Origin of the sequence: Paenibacillus cisolokensis (assembly GCF_050481165.1) — a bacterium.
In the GTDB taxonomy this organism is placed as follows: Bacteria; Bacillota; Bacilli; order Paenibacillales; family Paenibacillaceae; genus Paenibacillus_AH; species Paenibacillus_AH cisolokensis.
This window is the reverse complement of sequence record NZ_JBCNFP010000100.1, coordinates 1-21,882: the sequence shown is the minus strand read 5'-3', so window position 1 is coordinate 21,882 and position 21,882 is coordinate 1. Positions and strand designations below refer to the sequence as shown.

Annotated in this window: 15 protein-coding genes; all 15 read right to left on the bottom strand. The window is 51.0% G+C overall.

The genetic code is table 11. The annotated features are described in order from the left end of the window. Positions 1-10: 10 nt before the first annotated feature. The 15 genes from ABEV74_RS16545 to ppc all read right to left on the bottom strand — a co-directional run bounded on the left by ABEV74_RS16545 (position 11) and on the right by ppc (position 21,655). Positions 11-1,501: a restriction endonuclease subunit S gene (locus ABEV74_RS16545; protein ID WP_430147663.1), complete on the bottom strand. Its 1,491-nt coding sequence runs from the start codon at positions 1,499-1,501 to the stop codon at positions 11-13. 192 nt (positions 1,502-1,693) lie between these two features. After that, positions 1,694-3,307: a Tn7-like element transposition protein TnsE gene (locus ABEV74_RS16540; RefSeq protein WP_430147660.1), complete on the bottom strand. Its 1,614-nt coding sequence runs from the start codon at positions 3,305-3,307 to the stop codon at positions 1,694-1,696. Beyond that, positions 3,295-5,064: a TnsD family Tn7-like transposition protein gene (locus ABEV74_RS16535; RefSeq protein WP_430147657.1), complete on the bottom strand. Its 1,770-nt coding sequence runs from the start codon at positions 5,062-5,064 to the stop codon at positions 3,295-3,297. The genes ABEV74_RS16540 and ABEV74_RS16535 overlap by 13 nt, the downstream gene beginning before the upstream one ends. 12 nt (positions 5,065-5,076) lie before the next feature. Further along, positions 5,077-6,747 (bottom strand): ATP-binding protein, encoded by a 1,671-nt coding sequence (locus tag ABEV74_RS16530; protein ID WP_430147654.1) that lies wholly within the window; start codon positions 6,745-6,747, stop codon positions 5,077-5,079. Continuing rightward, positions 6,744-8,948 (bottom strand): Mu transposase C-terminal domain-containing protein, encoded by a 2,205-nt coding sequence (locus tag ABEV74_RS16525; protein WP_430147651.1) that lies wholly within the window; start codon positions 8,946-8,948, stop codon positions 6,744-6,746. Before ABEV74_RS16525 ends, ABEV74_RS16530 begins: the two co-directional genes overlap by 4 nt. Positions 8,949-8,953: 5 nt before the next feature. Beyond that, positions 8,954-9,781, bottom strand: coding sequence for a TnsA endonuclease N-terminal domain-containing protein (locus ABEV74_RS16520; protein ID WP_430147648.1), 828 nt, complete (start codon positions 9,779-9,781; stop codon positions 8,954-8,956). A gap of 4 nt (positions 9,782-9,785) precedes the next feature. Then, positions 9,786-10,130 (bottom strand): hypothetical protein, encoded by a 345-nt coding sequence (locus ABEV74_RS16515; protein WP_430147645.1) that lies wholly within the window; start codon positions 10,128-10,130, stop codon positions 9,786-9,788. Positions 10,131-10,186: 56 nt separating this feature from the next. Continuing rightward, positions 10,187-10,531, bottom strand: a complete 345-nt coding sequence (locus ABEV74_RS16510) for a helix-turn-helix domain-containing protein (protein ID WP_430147642.1) — start codon at positions 10,529-10,531, stop codon at positions 10,187-10,189. A 217-nt stretch (positions 10,532-10,748) separates the two neighbouring features. Next, on the bottom strand, positions 10,749-12,581 hold the full coding sequence (glmS, locus tag ABEV74_RS16505) for a glutamine--fructose-6-phosphate transaminase (isomerizing) (RefSeq protein WP_062490589.1): 1,833 nt from the start codon (positions 12,579-12,581) through the stop codon (positions 10,749-10,751). Between the two features lie 845 nt (positions 12,582-13,426). Beyond that, positions 13,427-14,767, bottom strand: coding sequence for a phosphoglucosamine mutase (glmM, locus tag ABEV74_RS16500; protein ID WP_430147639.1), 1,341 nt, complete (start codon positions 14,765-14,767; stop codon positions 13,427-13,429). A gap of 75 nt (positions 14,768-14,842) precedes the next feature. Continuing rightward, positions 14,843-16,318, bottom strand: coding sequence for a CdaR family protein (locus ABEV74_RS16495; protein WP_430147636.1), 1,476 nt, complete (start codon positions 16,316-16,318; stop codon positions 14,843-14,845). Further along, positions 16,311-17,147, bottom strand: a complete 837-nt coding sequence (gene cdaA, locus ABEV74_RS16490) for a diadenylate cyclase CdaA (protein WP_062490580.1) — start codon at positions 17,145-17,147, stop codon at positions 16,311-16,313. The genes ABEV74_RS16495 and cdaA overlap by 8 nt, the downstream gene beginning before the upstream one ends. Before the next feature lie 208 nt (positions 17,148-17,355). Then, positions 17,356-17,973, bottom strand: coding sequence for a zf-HC2 domain-containing protein (locus ABEV74_RS16485; RefSeq protein WP_430147633.1), 618 nt, complete (start codon positions 17,971-17,973; stop codon positions 17,356-17,358). 115 nt (positions 17,974-18,088) lie between these two features. Further along, positions 18,089-18,655, bottom strand: coding sequence for an RNA polymerase sigma factor SigW (gene sigW, locus ABEV74_RS16480; protein WP_062490576.1), 567 nt, complete (start codon positions 18,653-18,655; stop codon positions 18,089-18,091). Between the two features lie 201 nt (positions 18,656-18,856). Beyond that, on the bottom strand, positions 18,857-21,655 hold the full coding sequence (gene ppc / locus ABEV74_RS16475) for a phosphoenolpyruvate carboxylase (RefSeq protein WP_430147630.1): 2,799 nt from the start codon (positions 21,653-21,655) through the stop codon (positions 18,857-18,859). Between the last annotated feature and the right edge of the window lie 227 nt (positions 21,656-21,882).

Here is a 21,882-nt window from a genome sequence, read left to right as displayed (position 1 = left end):
GTTGTCCTCCTCAATATAGTTGCTCATATAACTGATTCTTCACTTGTTCCCAGCGGTTTGCCGCTTCCCGTACAACTTCTTTATATCGTTCCTTCTCCTGAAGATATCGCTGTATTAATTCCAGTTGTTTCTCTTCGGGCAAAAGAGGCAATTCCATTTCGGCCACATCCGCCGGATTCAAGTTCATCACGGTTGTTCCCCGCTGGAAACTTTGAATGAGGGCCTTGCCGACCGGGCTTTCCAGAAACATTTTGGCGAAATGGCTCTTGATCGTCGACTTGAAACGGATGACCAAGATATTCGCGGATGCGATGACCATCCCTTGAGCCTCCGGAAAAACAGCCAGCTTGTTCACGGTCCCCCGGCACGTCATGACCAAATCGCCGGGGAGAATCTCGTAACGCTTCACTTTCCGCTCTTCCTCGTCAATCGTCTCAAGCTGATCCAGAATCACTTCCCCGTCGTCAAGATTGGAGATATTCAGCACCTTAATGTTTCCGGGCCTTAAATCCTGCTTAAGAACGGATTTGCCGCGAAAAATATCCGCCACATCGCGCAGCTTCACTTTCGGGGTCGCAGCTTGCTGGAACGAACGCAGCGTATCCTGATCTTCATCCAGCAGTAGTTCGATCCGCCAATGATCCAGCTGCCGGAACGGGGCAGGGTGGATGGATATTTCCCGTTCCACCACGAGCTTCGACTTCTCCATTCGCAGTCGCCCGAGGATCACTTCCTCCGCAGGCGCTTTGCCGAAATCAACCTGGTAGGTCTTGACGGAAGTGTAAGGGCGAAACAATCCGTCCGGAAGCGAATAGATCGATTGTACCGGCACCTGTTCATTTATTTGCTTCCGCCAGCTTGCTAGCGCGCCGGATTGAAACAGCATCCGCGCGGGAAAGGTCACGCTCAATCTGCCGCCATTCTGCAATAACGGAAGGAGGTAGCTGGCTGCCGCGCCTTCGGATTCCCTCACCGCGACATCGTCATCGCTCATTTTCATACCGAAATTCGGCATCGCGAGGATCGCATCGAATTTACGATCCAAAGGCAAAGGCTGATAAATGGAACCTTGTACAACGTGGATATTCGAACAGGACTCGAAATACGTCTTGAACAATCTGCCGATGATGTAGTTTTCCGTTAACAACGTGATCGTCCATGGGCGATGGTAACATTTCGTTTCGACGAGTCCTTTGATGTACTTTTCCGCCTCTGCAATAAGAAGGTTCTTGCCATTGCGCCGCTCGCACCGGTCGATGAATCGCTCGACGATTCCAGGATGGACGACAATGCCGCCTGTTACCCGATCTTGTTGGATCGTTAACAGAGCGTATTCCAACAGATCCATATCCTTGCCGGTATGGTACAGTTTATAAAATAAATCCCGATCGCCGGGAAAATGGCCTAATTCCCTCTCTAAGGCACGTTCCTTCATCCATTGAAACAACTTCTCGGGTTCAGTCGTAAGCGCCGCATCCGCCAACTGTTGTTGTTCCAACATCTGTTGCGTCCGCTTCACTCGAATTGCTTCGCGAAGCAGCTGATCACGGGTTGTGATATCGTGAAGTAAACAGATATTCCAGAACGTTTCAATCAATTCATCACCCTCTTTCACTACAAGAAGACACCTAAATAATACCATGAATGAATTAAGTATTTCAATACTAAAAAACGAACTGGAGCGTCCAGCTCGTTAGCCAGATAATTTTCCGATAATTCGATACGCCCAATCCCTTATTGAATCACTTTGATAATGCTTAACCTTTTCGATATTTAAACCATTGCATTGGTTTAAAACGTTCTGGTCCCAATGGCCGCCTTTTTGAACAAGCCCTTCAAGAAGCAACTTAATATCACGCTCAATCGTTTTTATTGAAGTCTGCTGGATTGGGTGAAGGATCAATGTCGATATGGACCAATCATCCGGCCTGGCCACTTCGATAACAAACTTAGTCACGATACCATGATCCGCCTGAACGATCGCGCAAGCCCGGCGAGATCCGTTTGGACATACAGAAAATCTTTTTCCGGAAGGAATCCTGAGCACAGACATCCGGATTTGTCCGGGAAAAATATGTTTCAAGATTTGAATCATCTCAAAAAAAGATTCCAGGCCTATTGCTTCTGTGATCGGTATGGTTTCAAGCGTCTGAAAATCGATAGGAGGCGTATCGCCGCCGACCATCGTATCCTGTGTGCTTACTTCCTCCATTCCTCCTGAGTTCTTCCCGCCTCTGCCGGAGGTGACGATCACGTCATTGCCCGTATGAGAATTCCTTACATTCTCTCGACGAGTAGTAACTCTCGGATAATTGGAGAATCGCATAAACGTAGGAGGGGTCTCCAATACATCTTGCCTCGCGTTTTCCCTGGCATTTTCGCTTTGATCATTCAATATGTAGTCATCATTCTCAGATCTTGGCGTTATTCGAACTTGTTTATCTCCCGAAATCGACTCGCGGCGCTTCTTCGATGGATGCCAAAATACGATTTCCTCCACCGGATGTTTAAATCCGCCAATACCGAGGATCTCTTTCACCAAGACGTAGTCTATGAATTGTTCTCCTCGAACGTGAAACTCAAGAGGTCCAACGGCCGGAAGTTCAACGCTAAGCGGAATTCCTTTCTTCATTCGTGCGTTCGGATTTTGAGGAGAGTCCTTGATCGCTTGACTGAACATCAAGTGATAAACAGAATTCCACATGGAACGTATATCGGGATCTATGTAAATCCAGGATAGGTGACGTGCGTTACTATCGGTTGCCAATTTGGCCGGTACACGAAAACTCAAATCAAAATGCAGAGTTTTTCCTCTCATTTCGTTGTAATCGACCAACATTTCCAGACCGTGCGGTTGCATCAAGTAATACGCCAAATACCTGGAGTTAATAAACATGGCTCGAATGAATTCGAATACTGGAATACAGTAAGTCAGTCCGTCAGACTGGAACTGAATAATCTTTTGAAGCCCAAGCTCCGGATTTTTGCGGAAGTCAATCAAGCGCTTAGGCAATTTAAAGCCATTACTCATCAAACTCTGGTCAAGGCTGCTTAACGTTATTTTATAGACGGTTCCCGACAATGGCTTTATTTGATCATAAACTCCATTGGTGTAAATTTGTCCCAGGCGCAAATAGGGCACTGTACCCCATGGGTAGGACACAACTTTTAAATCCCCGGTTGCTTTTCGAAATGCCACTCGAATTCGCCAATTCCCTTTGTAGTCCATGAAAGGCGATCCGAACCAAAATAACTCAACTTCCTGATTCTCCGGAAACGGCCAAGAACGCAATGTCAATGCAGCCATGATGGAGTCACCTCAGTAAATGCAATACGATACATTAAAGATCTTTGTTCAATGCAACGATCGATTTCGTCTGATACCTCCTGAGCGTATCCTGGTCTCAGTCCGGCTTTTTTTACAAGTTTCCATCGCTTTATGGGCCATTCACCGGCCATTTGTTCAGCAGCCCATCGAACTCTCCTTATTTGGAACTGAGATTCGGTCTCAAGATAGGCGGATATTACCGCCATCGTTACAGGTAGTTTTGGTTTTTTCTTTTCAAGCAAGCTCAGTTTTCCAACTCGTTTGCCTATAGCTGCAGCAGTGATTCTGACAGGTTTATTTTCGCGATCGGCCAATATCGCTCTACACGCTTCCTCGACGATCCAACTTAGCTCTAAATCACGTTTTTCCCAATCGATCCGCGTATTTTTAGAGCCCTTGGATCGGACAGGTGAAGAAGATTTTCTCGGCAACCTTGTTATTGCAGGTTCGGGTTTACGAACAGTGACGGTACCTTTGGCGTACTTAATGACAGTATTGGTATCAACCCCCAACAACGCTGCCATGGAACGATAGGAAATGCCTTTGCGCAAACACTCCTGAAGCTTATCCATCCAAATTGGACCAAACGATTTTATTTGACCTCTGTGATACTTATCGTTTTCAGATTGATCTGGTCCTCGTCTTGAATAGGCGAAACCACATTCACAAGTAAATGTCCCTACAGGACGTCCGGTATCAGTGCAACGCGTGATCCGGAGGTCCGTAATTACAGGTTTTCGATAATGCTCCGCTGCTTTGTTCAGGCAAGGCCAGGGCCCTCTACCAAATGGGGCATAATCCAATTCCGATTGTGCTAAATATCCATTGAAGGAACCGTACAAAAAACGTATAAGAAGTATCTGCCGCAGCGGGTGGATCGCCCGCCGAGCAGACCTCGTAGCAACATTCAACCATGAATAATCATTACCGTGAGGAAGGCTGTCCAGCATGCCCAATAGTTCGCGGCCATAGAAAATAACGAACTGTTCCTCAAGTTTTTGCTGGCGAATACGCCCCCTTGCCGTTACATACCCTTGCTTCAGTAAGCGTGGAAGAAAAATGTTCTTGGATTCATAAAGAGCCGGCATCTCATTGGTTTGCATTAATGCTTGAATGTCTCTAGCGATGCCTGAAAGTTTGCCGACTATTTTACCCGATAAGTTTGCAGCAATTGGAACAGAGCTGAACATCTTTCTTGAGATTGGGAGAATAGTTAGCCCATATCGGTCTGAAACCGGATATGTAATCCGGTGCAGAACATCCCGATGAACCGGACAAACCCATACTCCCGGAAGCTGATGAATACGATGCCAATACGGCTCTCCAAATTTATTGATCTCCTCTTCATAACATTGATGGCATAACCGTAAATCACTGTTCCTATCAACAGTACTTGCGGTAATCCCAACAAGTGTATGTATCCCGGATCCATTCGGTCCTTTCATCAGCTGCCGTAATCGATTAGCACGATCCTTTGGCAGGAAGGGAGCATAGAACGGATAAAAAGTGTGGTATTTGATCCAATCATCGGCTGTCATTTCAAGCGACATACATCTACGAGAAAATGCCTCGATATGACTCGGCAGGTCAATTGTCGGGATGACATTCTCCGTGCCATAAACTTCTTTATACGTCCACTTTGGATTTGTGTTATTAGCTCTCAGGTGATATCGAGTGATCACGCCGTATAAGAGCTCATCAGGATACGGAAAAGGAATTGCATACCGTTCATTCATTGATTCAATGCCTCATCCAAGGAACTCCAAAGGATTTTTAATATATCCGGCTGCTTTCAGCGCTTCGTAAGCGGACAACTTCTTCTTTTTCCCTTGTGCCACGATTAGCCTTAAATCGCTTGGCTCGGTCGGAATAACTTTTGAATTGCTTCTTCCACGTTGCTTAGGCGAAGAACTCGATGGGACAGCCGGTTTCTGTAAAGCCAGCTTTAACGCCTCTTTATGTAAATCTACAGAATCAAGTTCGCGCAATTGCGCCTTTACAACCTTCCCGGCTGATTGCAGTGCTGTTTGTTGATCGATTCCTGCTTCAACAAGCCACGCGCAGACTTCATTTATGGTTTGCTCCACTAAGTCATAACCGAGTTCATTTCGGATGATTTCAAGTCGTTCTGTTTGGCGCTGTTCAGCTTCAATGCGGTCCAGGTAATCATCAATGGAAACACTGTCATAAATGTCTGCAAACTTCTGTATCTGTCTCTTCTTTCCGGAACGCAAAGCCTCAAGAGCCGGGCGGATCAATGTCAGCCGATCCTTCGCAACAGAACGGATTAATTCCGGCGTAATCTGCTCAATTTCTTTATCCAATGCTCTCCACTGGGTCAGCATAAACAATTTTATCGCGATGTCGGATATACCTTGGGATTCGTCGAACATAGTATCAATAAACTCTTGATTCAGCTCAGCCTTCTTATCTGTCCATTGATACTTCCACAAACCTTGCAGCAGCCATGTCCACTCATCATCTTTCTTAAAATGATGCCATGTTGCGTCTCCTTGGCCGCTATTGCGCCGCGCATTTCGAAATTCTCCGTTTAACGCAGGAAGTGCCTTATATGTTCCGACAAGTATAACCGGCAACCCAATAGTGTTAACTAATTGAACGAAGAAGTTAAGCATTTGAGCTGCTCGATCATCCTTGGCTTCTTGAAGGTTTTGGATTTCATCAATCACAAGAACCCCCAGACAATGCACTGTAGCCGCCTGTGCCATGAGCGGCAATAATTCATCCGGATTTTTCGTTGCATTCTTTTTGTAATACTTGGTTCCGACAAGACTATCCACTGCCAGCAAGAAGTTAAGGCACAGCCCTCTGATTGAACCGTCATGCGGGCAATCCATCTTCAGCCAAACAATTTGATAAGGAGCAGGCATATCTTTTCCTTTGTATTTCCGATGTAAAATCACTTGCGGATACATTTGCAGAATTCGGAGCAAGCTGCTGGATTTCCCGATACCCGATATGCCAACCAAAGCAAATCCGGCAGATGTGGGCGTATTTACTGGATATCCACTTGTATTCCCCTTCATAATGAGCTCATATGCATCCTTACGAGCTCGAAAGGCATAGTTTGGGGTAAGTGGATTACGACCAACATACCCGTCTCTGATGAGACGGGAAATACTCTGCTCCAGCTCCAAATGTCGAGATAAAGGTTGAAAGAAATCGCGAGAAATCCGTTGTACGCAATGTAACCGAAGATGGGTAGGTAACTCACGCTCGGAAGCATGAAATATCGGTCTCGATGCTAATTTCTGCACAACGGTTTTTTCGTCCCATATCGGCGGCAGTGCCTCAAGTAGAGGATTGTTGCGGTAATCCTCGAGCAGCGGATCCTGGTAGTCTGCCTCAACAAATTCACCGCGGCTGAAATGAAATAAGGGGACATCGAATTCACTCATTCCTCTTCACCATCTTCGAGCATGTAGGATTTGATTTTCGACAGTTTGTCTGCCGGCGGAATATAGGGCTGTGTTTTTCTTTGATCTACGTCTTCTCGTTTCAGTGGGATAATATTATTTGCTGGAATGTTCTGTGCTTGGGCTTGATCGGACAATTTAAATGCTTCTTGTTCGCGATTGAGCAATTTCTCGTTAGAACGATGTTGTCTTGTTCCTTTTATTCGCTGGTTATTGCTTTCTTGATTCTGTTTAATCGCCTCATCTGTCTTTTTTGCAGCTTCTTCAACGATCGCCTTCGTGTGTGCGTCCAGTTCGATTTTGGACAACATATTGTTAACCTCTTGATGGCGGCCTTCGTACTTTTCAATCTCAAGCAAATCTTCTACTTCTTCGAATCGTTTGTTCATGTAACGTTCTTCCCGTTCAAGCAAAGTACACGGTTCAAATCGGTGTCCTTCATCCAACCACAAATAAATTTCGTCAGTGGAACGGGGATCGTAGCACACTTTAACACGCCACGTTTTGCCTGCCCTTGCTTTTACGAACCATTGTTCGCGCAATGCCAAATCGCAGCCGTAATGCATGCCTTTGAATTGGATTCCTGCTGCTGTAACGGTCGCTTCTCCGTGATACATTAAGTTTAACTTGACGATATGTTCCGGTTGCTTCTTGAGCCGTCCGTTTCGGTTAATGATGCCCCAATGCCACAGTTCGCGTGGAATAGGAAGAATATCATCGGCGATCATAAACTCATTCCGGTCGTACCAAAGCATATGGTGATGATTATTATGATAAATTACATTGCGTATCATGATCTGTGTAAACTCTCGAAGCGTTAATTTGGCATCCAAACGGTAATCTCGTTCGCCTCGCTCCCGTTGACGCTCTTTGATTGCTCCCGGAATAAAGCGAACGCTTCGGAGATTTATTAATCGGAATTGCTGCTCGACAATGCCCTTCCAATCTGCCCGGTAAGGGGAAGCGTTCTCCACATCAACACCTAATACGTCTATGAGATGGCTTGGCTTATGACCTTCCAGTTCTCCACGGTCTGCCGTAAGCTTTTGAGGCAAATGACTGCAAATCCACTCTTCCGGTTCAATGCCGATGCCATACTGAGCACAAAATTTCACTTTATCCATTGTCGTATTGGCCAGAGCCATCATCGCCCCGATCCAGCTCGGTCCTTCGAGCCCAATGTATAGGCCGACGATATAGCGGCTGAATACATCGATTACGATATAAATAATCGGTCTCCCGATAATCCAGTCTCGTCGATATTCACTTACCAGGAAAACATCTGCTACAGTGGCATCAATTTGGAATCTGGATCCGGGACCGAAGCTTTCATGAGTGGAACTGCCAAGAATCGGTCTATACTTGAGGGCATATTGTTTCTTGCCAAGCCGGCTCTTTAAAGTATCTTCCAAATCCATTTCTTTCTTGAACCAATACCGATATTGTCCGAACGTCGGCAATTTATCTGGAGGAGGGAGAACAGGTACGATTGCTTTCCCATCTTGTCGGAACCCCGTCGCAAAGAACTTTTCAAGTGTTTTTTGATAGGCATGTTTGAGAGGGGCTTTCTCTTTGTTGTTGTAAAAAAGCCGGATGCCCGAACGAAGCAATTGTTTCGTTTCTTCGTCAATATTAATGCCTGTCGGCCCATCCTCGAACTTTCTGGGACGGCCGCGTTTTGCTTTTCCGGGTGCTCGATCAATCCCATAATCTCCACAGTTGTAGTAATGGGGGAGAAGAGCATTTTTCAACTTTCCGCCTTGCCAGAATCTTCGCAAATAACGATAAATTGTACTTTTGTGAAGACCTGTCTTTTCCTGAGCTTCACGGACACGTATTCCTCGTAATTTCTTATCGAAACAGTCAGGTTCATCCGACACGATATCTTTAATCGCATCCCACGCTTTATCACGGAGGAGAAGATATTCATTATCGATGGATTGCTCTAGTAACGGGATGTTGGGGTTGATCCAGTCAATGGGCTTACACAGATTAGCCTCTAAGCCGGAAATGAATTCTGTATATGTTTTCATGACCGGAAATGCCTTTTCATCCTCAAGTGCAATACTGAAAACCACATCGTTTGCTGGAGAAATCCACAGGATTCGTTCCACAAAACGGATATCCGTTTCAGAAGAAATCCATTCTATAACCTGATTCTCAAAGATAGATCTTGATGTCATTCCGTTCATCCACCTTTCGCTTCAAGCCTCGAATCAGATTGCTTCACAAAGAAGTCCTTAGCCGGAAGAGTAGGTATGATTCGTTCGGTCATATCTACGGACCATATTTTACGTGCAATAAAATGGCGGAATAGCGCCAGTGAAGTGCCTGCATCAAGTCCTAACCGTTCGTCGCAGGCCAAGCAAGCTTTCGATATGACTTCACCGTTTTGTAAGCGCGAGGATAACATTTGTTGCAGATTGCGAATTGTAAAAATTCCGAGCTCCGGGACATCTTCATTATGGTACTCTTTATGCACCCATTCGATATTTCGTATAAGTGCATCGGGCAAATCTGAATCTGTGACGATGCCCCAATCCACATGTCGGGCTTCCCAGTAAATCCGCTCTATCTCAAATTTCGCGATGGTTCGTTCATCTTCCAATTCAGCGGAGGGTTTAACTGTCCTGGCAAATGTTTTATCCCGATAAGTAACCAGAAAGTCTGTGGTCATCACGATCGGTATGCCAGTTATCGTATCCTTGGGGTGCTCTACGCCCATTTTATCCGCGATCATCTGCGTTTCTTCTAACGGCAGGAGTGGAAATTGTTCGCGAATATCTGAAACATCGTCGCAGTAATCCAGGAGATAGAAGTAATCCCGCTCAATATCCGACAAGAGTTGGTGTCTTCGACCGGTCGTCCATCCAACGCCACGAGTGGCCCTGCCTTCTGAAGGAACGTCTTGAATCGTAAGCCAAGGAAGATAGTCCTTGCCGAAACCCTGTCCTCTGCCTTCTTTGATCATCTTTTCAATTTTTGCTTCTGTGAGTTGCCTCTTCCGCTTGGCCACTGGATCACCTCAAGTGCTTGTCCGAAAAACGGTCCTCATCATTCGTTTTTCTTTCGAGAAGTTCTTTTCTCAATCCCATTAACTTCTGAATTTCTAAATAATATGCCATTAACTTTCCGGAGTCTCGCGACAAATGTTCGATCCGAGAGCAGTTTTCCGCTGCGCCATTCTCTAGAACAACATGTATTTGATCCTCTGAATCATTGTATTTAACCGTTAACGGCCAACCTCCAATTTGTCGAGCTCGCTCAAACCACTTCTCATGAATGGCTAATGAACAGGAGTAGAGGTTCCCGCGAAACCAAATTCCGTATTGAGTGACGATTCCGATATCCAATTTATCTTCCACTTGGTAACACCCCAGAATGAATGGTCATGTTACCATGATTGCACTTTTCGGATTTTTTAATCCGTATTCGGATATTTTTTCTTTCTCTTCTTTATCTGAACGATTTCAAGCAATTCATTTTTTTCATGATGGGGGAGGGAGCGAAAGATACTAAGTAACTCTGACTCCTCACTGGATATACGGACTTCGGTTGAAGAAACATATTCGTCATCTGCAAGCAGCCAGTTCAGATCGCAATGAAATCTGTTTCTCAATGCAATAATTGTTTCACACGATGGCAAACAAACACCGCGTTCGATATCACTCAATGTCCCTTGTGAGACGCCAATTCTCAAAGCAAATTCTTTTTGGTTCAACTCATGTGATTTTCGGATAGTTCTGACTTTTTCGCCTAGGCTCAAACCGGATCAACTCCAAAAAACAAAATAACCCCGCAAATATTCCATTTACGGGGTTCGAGCTCATGATGTCTGTTTTATCGGAGTAAATGCTGAAGCACCCAGCAGTCTAATACTTTATTTACTCAGTCTAAAACTTTATTTTCACGGTCTAATACTTTATTTTTCAGTCTAAAACTTTATTTTCCGTAAACAACAACATTCAAGTACCCCGTCCCGCTCACTCCACTGTCACGCTTTTCGCCAGATTGCGCGGTTTATCCACATCGTTCCCCCGCGCCAGCGAAGCGTAGTAGGCGAGCAGCTGCAGCGGGACGACGGACAGCGCCGGCGTCAGCAGCGGCAGCGTCTTCGGAATGACGAACAGCTCGTCGACGGATTTGCCGATCTCGTCCTCGCTGCCGCTTCCGACGATCGCCAGGACCCGGGCGCCGCGCGCCTTCACTTCCTTGATATTGCTCAGCGTTTTTTCGTACAGCGCCTCCTGCGTAATGAGAGCAACGACCGGAACGCCCTCCTCGATGAGCGCCAGCGTTCCGTGCTTCAGCTCCCCGGCCGCATAGGCCTCGGAGTGAATGTACGAAATCTCCTTCAGCTTGAGCGAGCCTTCCTGGGCGACAGCAAAGTCCAGGCCACGGCCGATGAAGAACAGATTATCATGCTTCGCCAATTGATTGGCGACCTGGGACAGTACGGTCTTCTGTTCCAGAATGGATTCGACCTGCTCCGGTAGCGACTGCATCGCGGCCACAATCCGTCCGATCTCCTCCCGCTCGATCGTGCCGCGCATCTGCGCCAAATACAGGCCCAGCAAATAGAAGGCAATTAACTGGGACGTATAAGCTTTCGTGGAGGCCACCGCGATCTCCGGTCCGGCCCACGTAATAATGCAGTCGTCCGCTTCACGGGCTACCGAGCTGCCGACAACGTTCGTAATCGCCAGCACCCGCGCTCCGCAGCGCTTCGCCTCGCGCAGCGCTGCCAACGTATCGGCCGTTTCGCCCGATTGGCTGACCACGATCACGAGCGTATCCGGTGTAATGATCGGCGAGCGGTAGCGGTACTCCGATGCGACATCCGTCTCCACCGGAATGCGCGCCAGCGACTCGATAATCGACTTGCCGACAAGTCCCGCATGGTAGGCCGTACCGCAGGCGACGACATGAACCTTGGCGATCCGCTTGATCTCTTCATCCGTCATGCCGATCTCGTTCAGCACGACCGATTGGCCGTCTTCGCCGATCCGTCCGCGCATCGTGTCGCGATATGCCTGCGGCTGCTCGAAAATTTCTTTCAGCATAAAGTGATCGAATCCGGCTTTCTCCGCGGTGACCAAATCCCAATCGACATGAAATATTTCCTTGGAAATAAATTCGCCGTCGGTCGTCATGATTTCGACACCGTCGCGAGTCAGAACGGCCATCTCCCCGTCCTCCAAAATATACACATCCCGCGTATATTCCAGAATGGCGGGAATATCCGAGCCGATAAAATTCTCGCCTTTGCCGACACCGATGACGAGCGGGCTCGCAAAGCGGACGGCCACCAGCTTCTCCGGTTCGTACTCCGTCAATACGCCGATCGCGAACGCGCCGCGCATCCGTTTGACGGCACGCTGCACCGCGCGCACGATGTCGCCGTCGTACTCTTCCGCAATGAGATGGGAAATGACCTCCGTATCGGTTTCCGACACAAAGCGATGGCCTTTTTCGATCAATTCCTCTTTCAACTCGAGATAGTTTTCGACAATGCCGTTATGCACGACCGAAAACTTCGACGAATTGTCCGTATGCGGGTGAGAATTGACGTCCGACGGCTCGCCATGAGTCGCCCAACGGGTGTGCCCGATGCCGACGGAACCGTGCAGCGGTTCGCCGCGCAGCTTATCTTCCAGCACGGCCAGACGGCCTTTCGACTTGCGAATCGACAAACCGTCTTTCGTGAACACGGCGATGCCGGCAGAATCGTAGCCGCGGTACTCCAGTTTCTTAAGCCCTTCGATCAAAATATCCTGCGAATCCCGCTTGCCGATATATCCCACTATTCCACACATGTTTGAACAAACCTCCGTTTACGGGTAATATTCCCCCGCTCCCGGACGCCCATCCCCATGCGGCACACAGGCTCTTTATTCAATTGTCGCTTCTTGCATCATCTGTTGTCGCTTATGATGCCGTTCCGCACCCCAAATCGCCTGCGTCCGCCGGTAGCGGCATCCCAGGACATTCGGGGAACACGCATTTTATTGCGAATATCCATGTCCTAAAAATTCAATCCGATTAAATACCAAGACCGTAAAAAATGATAAATCCGCGCTTCAACAGCCAATCCGATATCCGGGACGAATCGCCGGATCGCCGCAAAACAGCACAAGTCCCGGCCCGGTTCCCTTTCCGCTGCCTGAACCTGCATAAGCGCATTCCGCCGAACGCTTGTCAGAGCGGTTGCCCGTCTCCTTTTGACGTATCGGCTTACGGTTCGAATGCGTAACCGGGAGGTCCCCGCCGAACATGTTCGAACACCTCCACCTCGTCAGCTTGCCTTTATGACGCGACCGTCATCTCCATCAGCAAGCTCTGGCGCTTGTCAAACGTTGGAATGATCTACCCTCGCTTTCTCTTCCGGAATCATATTTCCTATCATATTCATTTTTGCATCACGGCGCAACCTGAACTTTCGAACTAAAATCCCGGATGCGCCCGATGCGCAAAATGAAGACGTCTTGACCATGCCGCAAGCCTCGTACCTGTCCGCAGCGGTTCGCGTTTGCGGGCCGCTGGGCGGATGTCCGCACATCCGCAAGTACAGTCACCTGGTAATTTTACCCGACAAACGAACGGATCGCTCGTCCCGCTTCGAAGTACGGCACTGCTGCAGCATGCCCGTGTCCCCCGAAGCTTACCCCAACTCGGACTTCACCGCATCGGCAATGCGGGATACGTAAGCTTCGATCTCCGCTTTGTCCGGCCCTTCGGCCATGACGCGGATCAAGTTCTCGGTGCCGGAAGGGCGTACGAGCACCCGGCCGTTGTCGCCAAGCTTCTCCTCCGCTTCGCGAATCACCGCCGCAATCGCCTGATTGTCCTTGAACAGCGACTTGTCGGCGACGCGCACATTGACGAGCACCTGCGGATATTTGCGTATAATCGTCTTCAGCTCGGCCAGCGTCCGGCCGGAAGCGATAATCGTATCGACCAACTGCAGCGCCGTCAGAATGCCGTCGCCAGTCGTATTGTAATCGAGGAAAATCACATGTCCCGATTGCTCCCCGCCCAGGTTGTAGCCTCCGCGGCGCATCTCTTCCATCACGTACCGGTCGCCGACGGCCGTCTTCGCCGTCTGCAGCCCGAGACGCTCCGCCGCCTTGAAAAACCCGATATTGCTCATCACCGTCGTCACGATCGTGTCGCCTTTCAGCTTCCCGGCCCGCTTCATCGCCTCGCCGCAAATGCATAAAATATAATCGCCATCTACTTCTTCCCCGTTGCTGTCGATCGCGATAAGCCGGTCGGCATCGCCGTCGAACGACAGCCCGAAATCCGCGCCTTCGGCCAGCACCCGCTCGCGCAAAAACTCCGGATGCGTCGATCCGACGCCGTCATTGATGTTCAGACCGTTCGGCTCGGCGCCGACCGTCACCACTTGCGCTCCCAGCTCCCGGAACACCTGCGGAGCCAGCTCGTAGGCGGCGCCGTTGGCGCAGTCGAGCACGATCTTCAAGCCTTCGAACGAATGGGAGATCGTCGTCTTCAAATAGGCCAGATAGCGCTGTTTCGCTTCCGTGTCGTCCGTCACCGTCCCGATTTCCCCGCCTTCCGGGCGCGGCAGTTCGTCGCGTTCCGCATCCATCAGGCGTTCGATCTCAAGCTCCGTCTCGTCCGACAGCTTAAAGCCGTCACCGCCGAAAAACTTGATGCCGTTGTCCTCCACCGGATTATGCGATGCCGAAATCATGACGCCAGCATCGGCTTTCATCTCCCGCGTCAAAAACGCGACGGCAGGCGTGGACACGACGCCGAGTCTTACGACGTTTGCCCCGATAGACGTCAGCCCCGCGATCAGCGCCGCCTCCAGCATCGGGCCGGAGACGCGGGTATCGCGTCCGATGACAACCTTCGGCCTGGCCGTATGTCCGGCCAATACATAACCGCCGCAGCGGCCGATTTTATAAGCAAGCTCAGGCGTAAGCCCGCGATTCGCTACACCGCGGACACCGTCCGTTCCAAAATACTTTCCCATGAATTCATTGCTCCTTTTGCATATAATGGCCTTCCGCATCCGGGCGAAACGTAAGAAGACCGGCGCGCGGCCGCCTTACGTTCCCGTCTGCGCTTCCTCTTCCGGCTCCCGACTTGCGGGCGGATCGTTCTTGTCCGGCGGACTGCCGGTTCCGGGTGTTCCGGGCGGATCGGAACCGTCTTCGTCCGTTTCGCCGGTATTCCCATCTCCGTCACGATCGTCCGGCTTTTCATCCGCCGCGCCGTCCGATTCGCCTTCCCCGTTGGCAGGCGGATCGGGGCCCGCCGGTTCATCCGGCTTGACGATGACGGGCGCCGTCTCCGTAATTTGAACCGTCGCCGAATCGACGCTCGCGGACACAAGCTCGATGAACGGCGGCAGCGCAACGTCCAGCTTCACTTTATGCCGGCCGGCTCGAAGACCGTCGGCATCGACAGAGACGCGCACATCCTTCACCTGCAGCTTCGCCAGAATGTCCGGGGCGCCTCTTACCTGCAAATCCACCAATCCCGAGGCCGGCTCGATCACCGTCGCATCGAACTGCTCCGCAACGTTGTCGATCTCGATCGGCATCTTTTCCAGCGACCGAGTCTCCATTGGTACAACTTCGACCTGCACGGTTACTTTTTGCGGTTCTACGGCTTGAATGGCCCCGCCCGGATTAAGCGTCAGCTCGATAACGCCGGATTCCGTAATTTCGGACAAATTGACGCTTGGGCCGTCGTACACGTCGATTTTGTCCAGCGCCTCCCTCGGACCGAACAGCTTCACCTCTTTAACATTCGGTTTGAACGACGAAATGCTCAAGCCTTCGGGCAATTGCCCGCTCAAGCCGATCCGCAGCGGGACAACCTTGTATTCTTTCGTGATCGGAATTTCGACTTCCGCCGTGGCGGGCCGGATGACCGCATTCGTCAGCTCGTTTCCTTGCTTATCCAGCGCGATGAGCGGTACCCGCTTCACGTTGATGCTCTTGTCGGCGCCCGCAATATCGATACGCGCCACAACCCGGTCAACCTTGGCCATGTCGTCTTTCGGCAGCGTCACTTCCACCCGGTTGTCGGAATGCAGCACCGGCGTACCCGCAAGATAACCGTCCTCCGGCTCTCCTTCGGTCACGATGGTGACATCGAACGGCTTCGTAATGAGCGCATCGACCTGCACCGTCGTCCGGTTCGGCGACATTTCGAGCAGTTCGACCCCCCGGGGAAGCTGGCCCACTTTCAAAGGCAACGTATATTTCCCTTCCACAATACCGGTTAAATCGACCGTTACCTGGTAGTCTTCGTCTTCATTCGCCGACAGGAGGTTCGTCCGCGTGCCGCGTACGAGAATTCGGACGACGCTCGGTTCCATCGACCGCAGCACATGCGTGCTCTCGTCCATTCCGATCGGCACGATTTTGACGGCCTCGATAACTTTCGTTTCCATATTCGATGCGACGGTGTTCGGCGGGGCCTCCGGATCGAAATGGACGACCGCCCAGAGCAGGACGCCGATAACGGCGGAAACGATTTTCAGCGCTGTCGGATGGCTAAGCCACTTATCCATGGCGGTCCCCTCCTTTCCGCTTCCAGAAGGAAACCTTCGCTTTCGCTTTCGAGTTGGCAGCCTGGTACAGCTCTTCGAACAGCTTCGAGATAAGCGATTCTTCCGTAATGTCGCGCACGATCATGCCGCCCAGCGCCAGCGACACCTGTCCCGTCTCTTCCGAGACGACAACCGCCAGGGCATCGCAAACTTCGCTCACGCCGATCGCGGCACGATGCCTTGTCCCCAGCTCCTTGCTGATAAACGGGTTTTCAGACAACGGCAAATAACAACCGGCCGCCATAATTTGATTGTTCCGAATAATAACCGCACCGTCATGCAGCGGCGTATTGGGCGTAAAAATGTTAATCAGCAGCTCCGAGCTGACCTTGGCTTCCATCTGTATGCCGGACTCGATTAATTCGTTCACGCCTGTGCTTCGCTCGAACACGATCAGCGCGCCGATTCTTCGTTCGGACATATTCGTGACGGCCTTGATCACTTCCGAGATGCACTCGTTCACCATATCGCGCTCAAGCGTGGTAGAGCGGGAAAACAGCTTGCCGCGTCCGAGTTGCTCGAGCGCGCGGCGCAGCTCCGGCTGGAAAATAATGAGCACCGAGACGACGCCGAACGTAAACATCTGGTTCATCAACCATTTCAACGTATACAGATTGAACCAGGTGCTGACCGCCCATGTCGCCACCAGCATCAATATCCCTTTGAGCAATTGTACGGCCCGCGTTCCTCTAACAAGCTCCATCAGCTTGTAGATAATAAAGCTCACAATCGCCACGTCTATAATATCTTTTATCCAATCATGCCATGTCGTATCGGCAAAATAGTTCATTCGCCTACCCCCACAGGCCGGTGCCTTGTCCGCCATGACAGGCGGTATCTATTCTAACGGTTCCGACCGATTGCCCTCCCTACCATCGTGGCAGCCTGCCGGCAAACTAAACGGCAGACAACTTAACTTTATTGTTTTCGAGATAAGATGCCTTATTCCTTTATTATAAAAGAAAAAAGCCTTCCCGCGCCAGGAAGGCCATTTGCTGTCAAGGTGTCAGGCCGCTGACGGTCTCTGTCACTTTGTACCAAAACCAATCCAGCGCCTGATCGATCATGCGGATTTTCCCGGCGATATGAGCGGTCGAGGCCAGATTCAAGCTTCCGTCGATGACGATGACGTCTCCTTCTACCTCGCCCTGAACATCGGCATTGCCGTTCTCTACGGTCAAGCTTCCGTTCACGTATGCGCCAGGCGGCACAATGACTTGATTACCTTTAATGACGATCTCCTGCAGATCGGAACCGCGCACTACAAGCTCGGTGTTCTGTTCCCATATCGTAACAAAACTGGTAACCATAATCAACGCGAACATAATGGCCACAGTAATAGCCGGGTGATTGCGCACCATACGCGTCCACTTGCGCCGCCTGCTGGTCGGGAGCTGTGCCATAATGCGGTTTGTCAGCTGTCGGGATGCTTCCTTGTCCAGCATCGGCGTATCCAAGGCCGCGCGGGTCAACGCTTCTGTCCGCTCCAGCTGTTCGAAACGCGCCTGGCACGACGGACAAGCGGTCAAATGCTTCTTTAAGGACGCAACCTTTTCCGCCGGCAATTCGCCGTCCAAGTAGTCATGTATCCAAACGATTGCGACGCTGCATTCCATGCCAGCCATACTCCTTTCTTCATGCTCGCACAAGCTTGGTTTGTATACGATACGTACGGGGCGCTGGAACGTTTCATTTTTTCTTCATGAAAATAAGCGTTTTAACAGCGATCCGTTACAATTTGTTTTCCAGCCGTTTTCGCAAAAATTCACGGCCGCGGTGGACGCGGGTTTTGACCGTCGTAACCGGCATATCCAGCACTTCGCCGATCTCCTGCAGCGACAAATCCTGCAAATACCGCAGCACCATGACGGATTTGTATTTGGCCGGCAGCGTTTCGATCGCTTGATGGATCGTCCTCTGCGTTTCGGAAAGAAGCGTCTCGCTTTCCGGCGTCCGGTTGTCGCTCGGAATCATCGAATAACCGTCCAAACCTTCATGATCGTTCGATTCGGCATCAAGCGAGTACGACGGTTTCCTCTTGCGGATCCGGTCGATGCATAAATTGGTGGCGATACGGTAAATCCAGGTTGAAAATTTCATCGTCTCGTCATACCGGTCCAAATTTTTGTATACGCGAAGAAACGTCTCCTGCACGACGTCCTCCGCTTCCTGACGATTGTACAACATTCGATATGCCATATGATAGAGCTTATCCTGATAAAGGCCGACAAGCTCAGCGAACGCCTGCTGATCGCCCTTCAGGGCCGAACGCGATAGGCGCGCTTCCAATGATTTCACCGTCACTCCTCCAGACGTTTCGGTTAACCGTACTCCTCTTTCGGGCCTCCATTTATCGATGATGAAAGCAGAGCGCCCCGTCATGCGGCGGTCAGCCTCCACGAGAAAAAAGCCGGGCGAGATCGCGGCTGTCGCCTTCCCGCCCGGCTGCCGAACGGCTAGCTATCGGGCCGTTCCCATTCGCTGTTGTACACTTTGCTGTTAGCCCGTATTCCTCATGCCCGCAGCGATGCCGTTAATCGTTAACAGAACTTCGCGCAGCAGCTCCGGATCGTCCTCATCCTTCATCCGCAATTCGCGAAGCTCGCTGAGCAGCCGCACCTGCAAATAGCTGAGCGGATCGACGTACGGATTGCGCAGTTGAATCGAGTCTTTGATGACCGGGACGTTGTCGAGAATATTGTCTTGACCCGTAATTTGCAGAATCAAGTCGGAGGTCAGCTTGTATTCCGCTTCGATCTGACCGAAAATCCGGTCCCGGATCGCGCTGTCCTTGATCATCGACGCGTATTCCCTGGCAATCAGCAAATCCGCTTTCGCAAGCGCCATCTGCAAATTGTCGATAAGCGAGCGGAAGAACGGGAACTTGGCGTACATCGTACGCAGCTTTTCCATTCCTTCCGGATCTTCATCCAGATAAGCCCGGATCCCGGTTCCCGCCGCATACCAGGCCGGCAGCAAGTAACGGCTTTGCGTCCAGGCGAATACCCACGGAATGGCGCGCAAATCTTCAAACCGGTCGCTGTTTTTGCGTTTGGACGGACGCGAACCGATATTGAGCTCGCCCACTTCCGACAACGGCGTGGATTCCTTGAAAAACGTCATGAAGTCCGGATCGCGGAAAATAAGGTCCTGATATTTCTCCAACGCGGTATCGGAGATGCGTTTCGTGATGGTCTCCCAGCCCGCCTCCTCTTCCGGTCGCCGCAGCGGGAACTTCGCCAGCCGGGCCGCCGTAATGAGCGCCCATGTCGCCTGTTCCAGGCTCCGGTAGGCGATATCCTGCATCGAATAACGGGATGAAAGCACTTCGCCCTGCTCCGTAATTTTGATGCCGCCGCCGATCGTATGAGGCGGCTGCGCCAGAATGCTCCGGTTGAGCGGCATGCCGCCGCGGCCAAGCGCACCGCCGCGTCCGTGGAAAAACTTCAGCTTGACGTCATATTGCTTGGCGGCATTCGTAATCTCGTTCAAGGCCACCCGAAGCTCCCAGTTGGCGGTAACGACGCCGCCATCCTTGTTGCTGTCGGAATACCCGAGCATAATTTCCTGCAAGTCGCCTCTGGCCGCTACCGCCTGACGGTAGATCGGAAGCTCGAACAATCTGGCCATAATGCCCGGCGCCGCGTGCAGATCGTCGATCGTCTCGAAGAGCGGCACCGCCTGCAGCGTGCAGCGGACCGTTCCGTCCTTCTCCTTGCGGAACAGTCCGACCTCCTTGGCGAAAACCATCACTTCCAGCAGGTCGCTTGCGCCTTGCGTCATGCTGATCAGATAGCTCGAAATGCATTCCGTTCCGAATTCCTGCTGGGCACGGTACACCGTCTGATACACATCCAGACATTCTCTCGTCGCCTCGGAATAATCGAGATAGGACGAAGTCAGCGGACGCGGATCGTTCAGCAGCTTGTGCAGCAGCTCGATCTTCTCGTCCTCGCTCAAGGCCGAATAATCGTCGACGATATGCATCTTGGCCAAAATTTCCGTCATCGCGTTCTCATGTTCCTTGCTGTGCTGGCGAATGTCCAGCGTCAGCAGATGGAACCCGAACAGTTCGACCTGGCGGATCAGCTTGCGGAGATGGGTATCGGCCACATAATCGGCAAAATGATGCCGGAGGCTGCGGTCGATAATGAGCAGGTCTTCCTTCAGCTCTTCCGCGCTGTTGTAGCGCATCGGCGTTCCTTTGAGCGCATCGTTGCGCGTGTTGGCCAGCTTCTCCAGCATGAAGCAGATCTTGATCCGGTACGGCTCCGTCGCATTGCGCCAAATATCGGCGCCTTTGATCTCGATATGCTCGCGGTCGCGGCGGATGGACTGGATCAGTTCGTTCGACACTTCCACAATATTGGTGCTGAAGCTCAGCAAGCCCATCAGTTCCTTCAGCCTCTGCCGGTACTTGTGTATCGCCAGTTGACGGTGCATGTTGAGCGTCTCCCAGGTGATGTCCGCCGTAACGGACGGATTGCCGTCCCGGTCTCCTCCGATCCAGGAGCCGAAGCGCAAGTAATCCGGCACATGCCATTTTTCATCCGGGTAATATTTGTTCAGGCAGCGCTCCAGCTCTTCATAAACGTTCGGCAGCACGTCAAAGAGCGTCTGATCGAAATAATACAAACCGTTGCGAACTTCGTCGATAACCGTCGGCTTGCGGTCGCGCAGCTCGTCCGTTTGCCACAGAATGAGCACTTCGTTCAGCAGCTTCTCCCGCAGCTTCTCCCGTTCCCGGTAGGTCAAGGTAGGGTTGTCCAGCTCCATGACGCCCTCGGCAATCCGTTTATGGATATCCAGCACCGCGCGGCGCGTCGCTTCCGTCGGATGAGCGGTCATGACCAGTTCCAGCGATATACTGTTAATGATCGACTTCACATCGTCGATGCTGATATTTTTATGCTTCAGCGTCTGAACCGCGTCCTCGATCGATCCCGGCTGCACCGACTCCCCGGCCGAACGCTCATAGTCCCGCTTCCGCCGGATACGGTGATTCTGCTCGGCAATATTGACAAGCTGGAAGTAAATCGCAAATGCGCGGATCACCTGATGGCGCACTTCAGGGCTCAGCCGGCTGATCGTACTTTTGAATTCCTCATACAGTTCCGGAACGAATTCGGCGCGCAGCGCTTTGCTCATTTCCCGGATTTTCTCGACAATGTCGAGCAGTTCGCGTCCACCCTGGTGGACAAGCACCTCTCCCAAAATATTTCCCAGAAACCGAACGTCACGTCTCAGCAAGCTGGTTTGCGGACGAATCGTCGTTGATGCTGTTGCCTGTTCCGACATACTGTTCCTCCTCAACATTTTCCGAAGGACAACCGCTCGGCAAGCGAAGCCGGTTCTCCGTCCCCCCGTAACCGCAAACGGCTTCGCCGGTCATTCGAACGAAGCTTGGCACGGTGAAATTTAATTCTGTCTTTATTATACAAGCCCAAAGTACAGGCCTAATAATCACTCTCTCCATCATACTACAAAACAAGTTCCGGTTGAAGCCCCCGCGATCACTCAGTTAA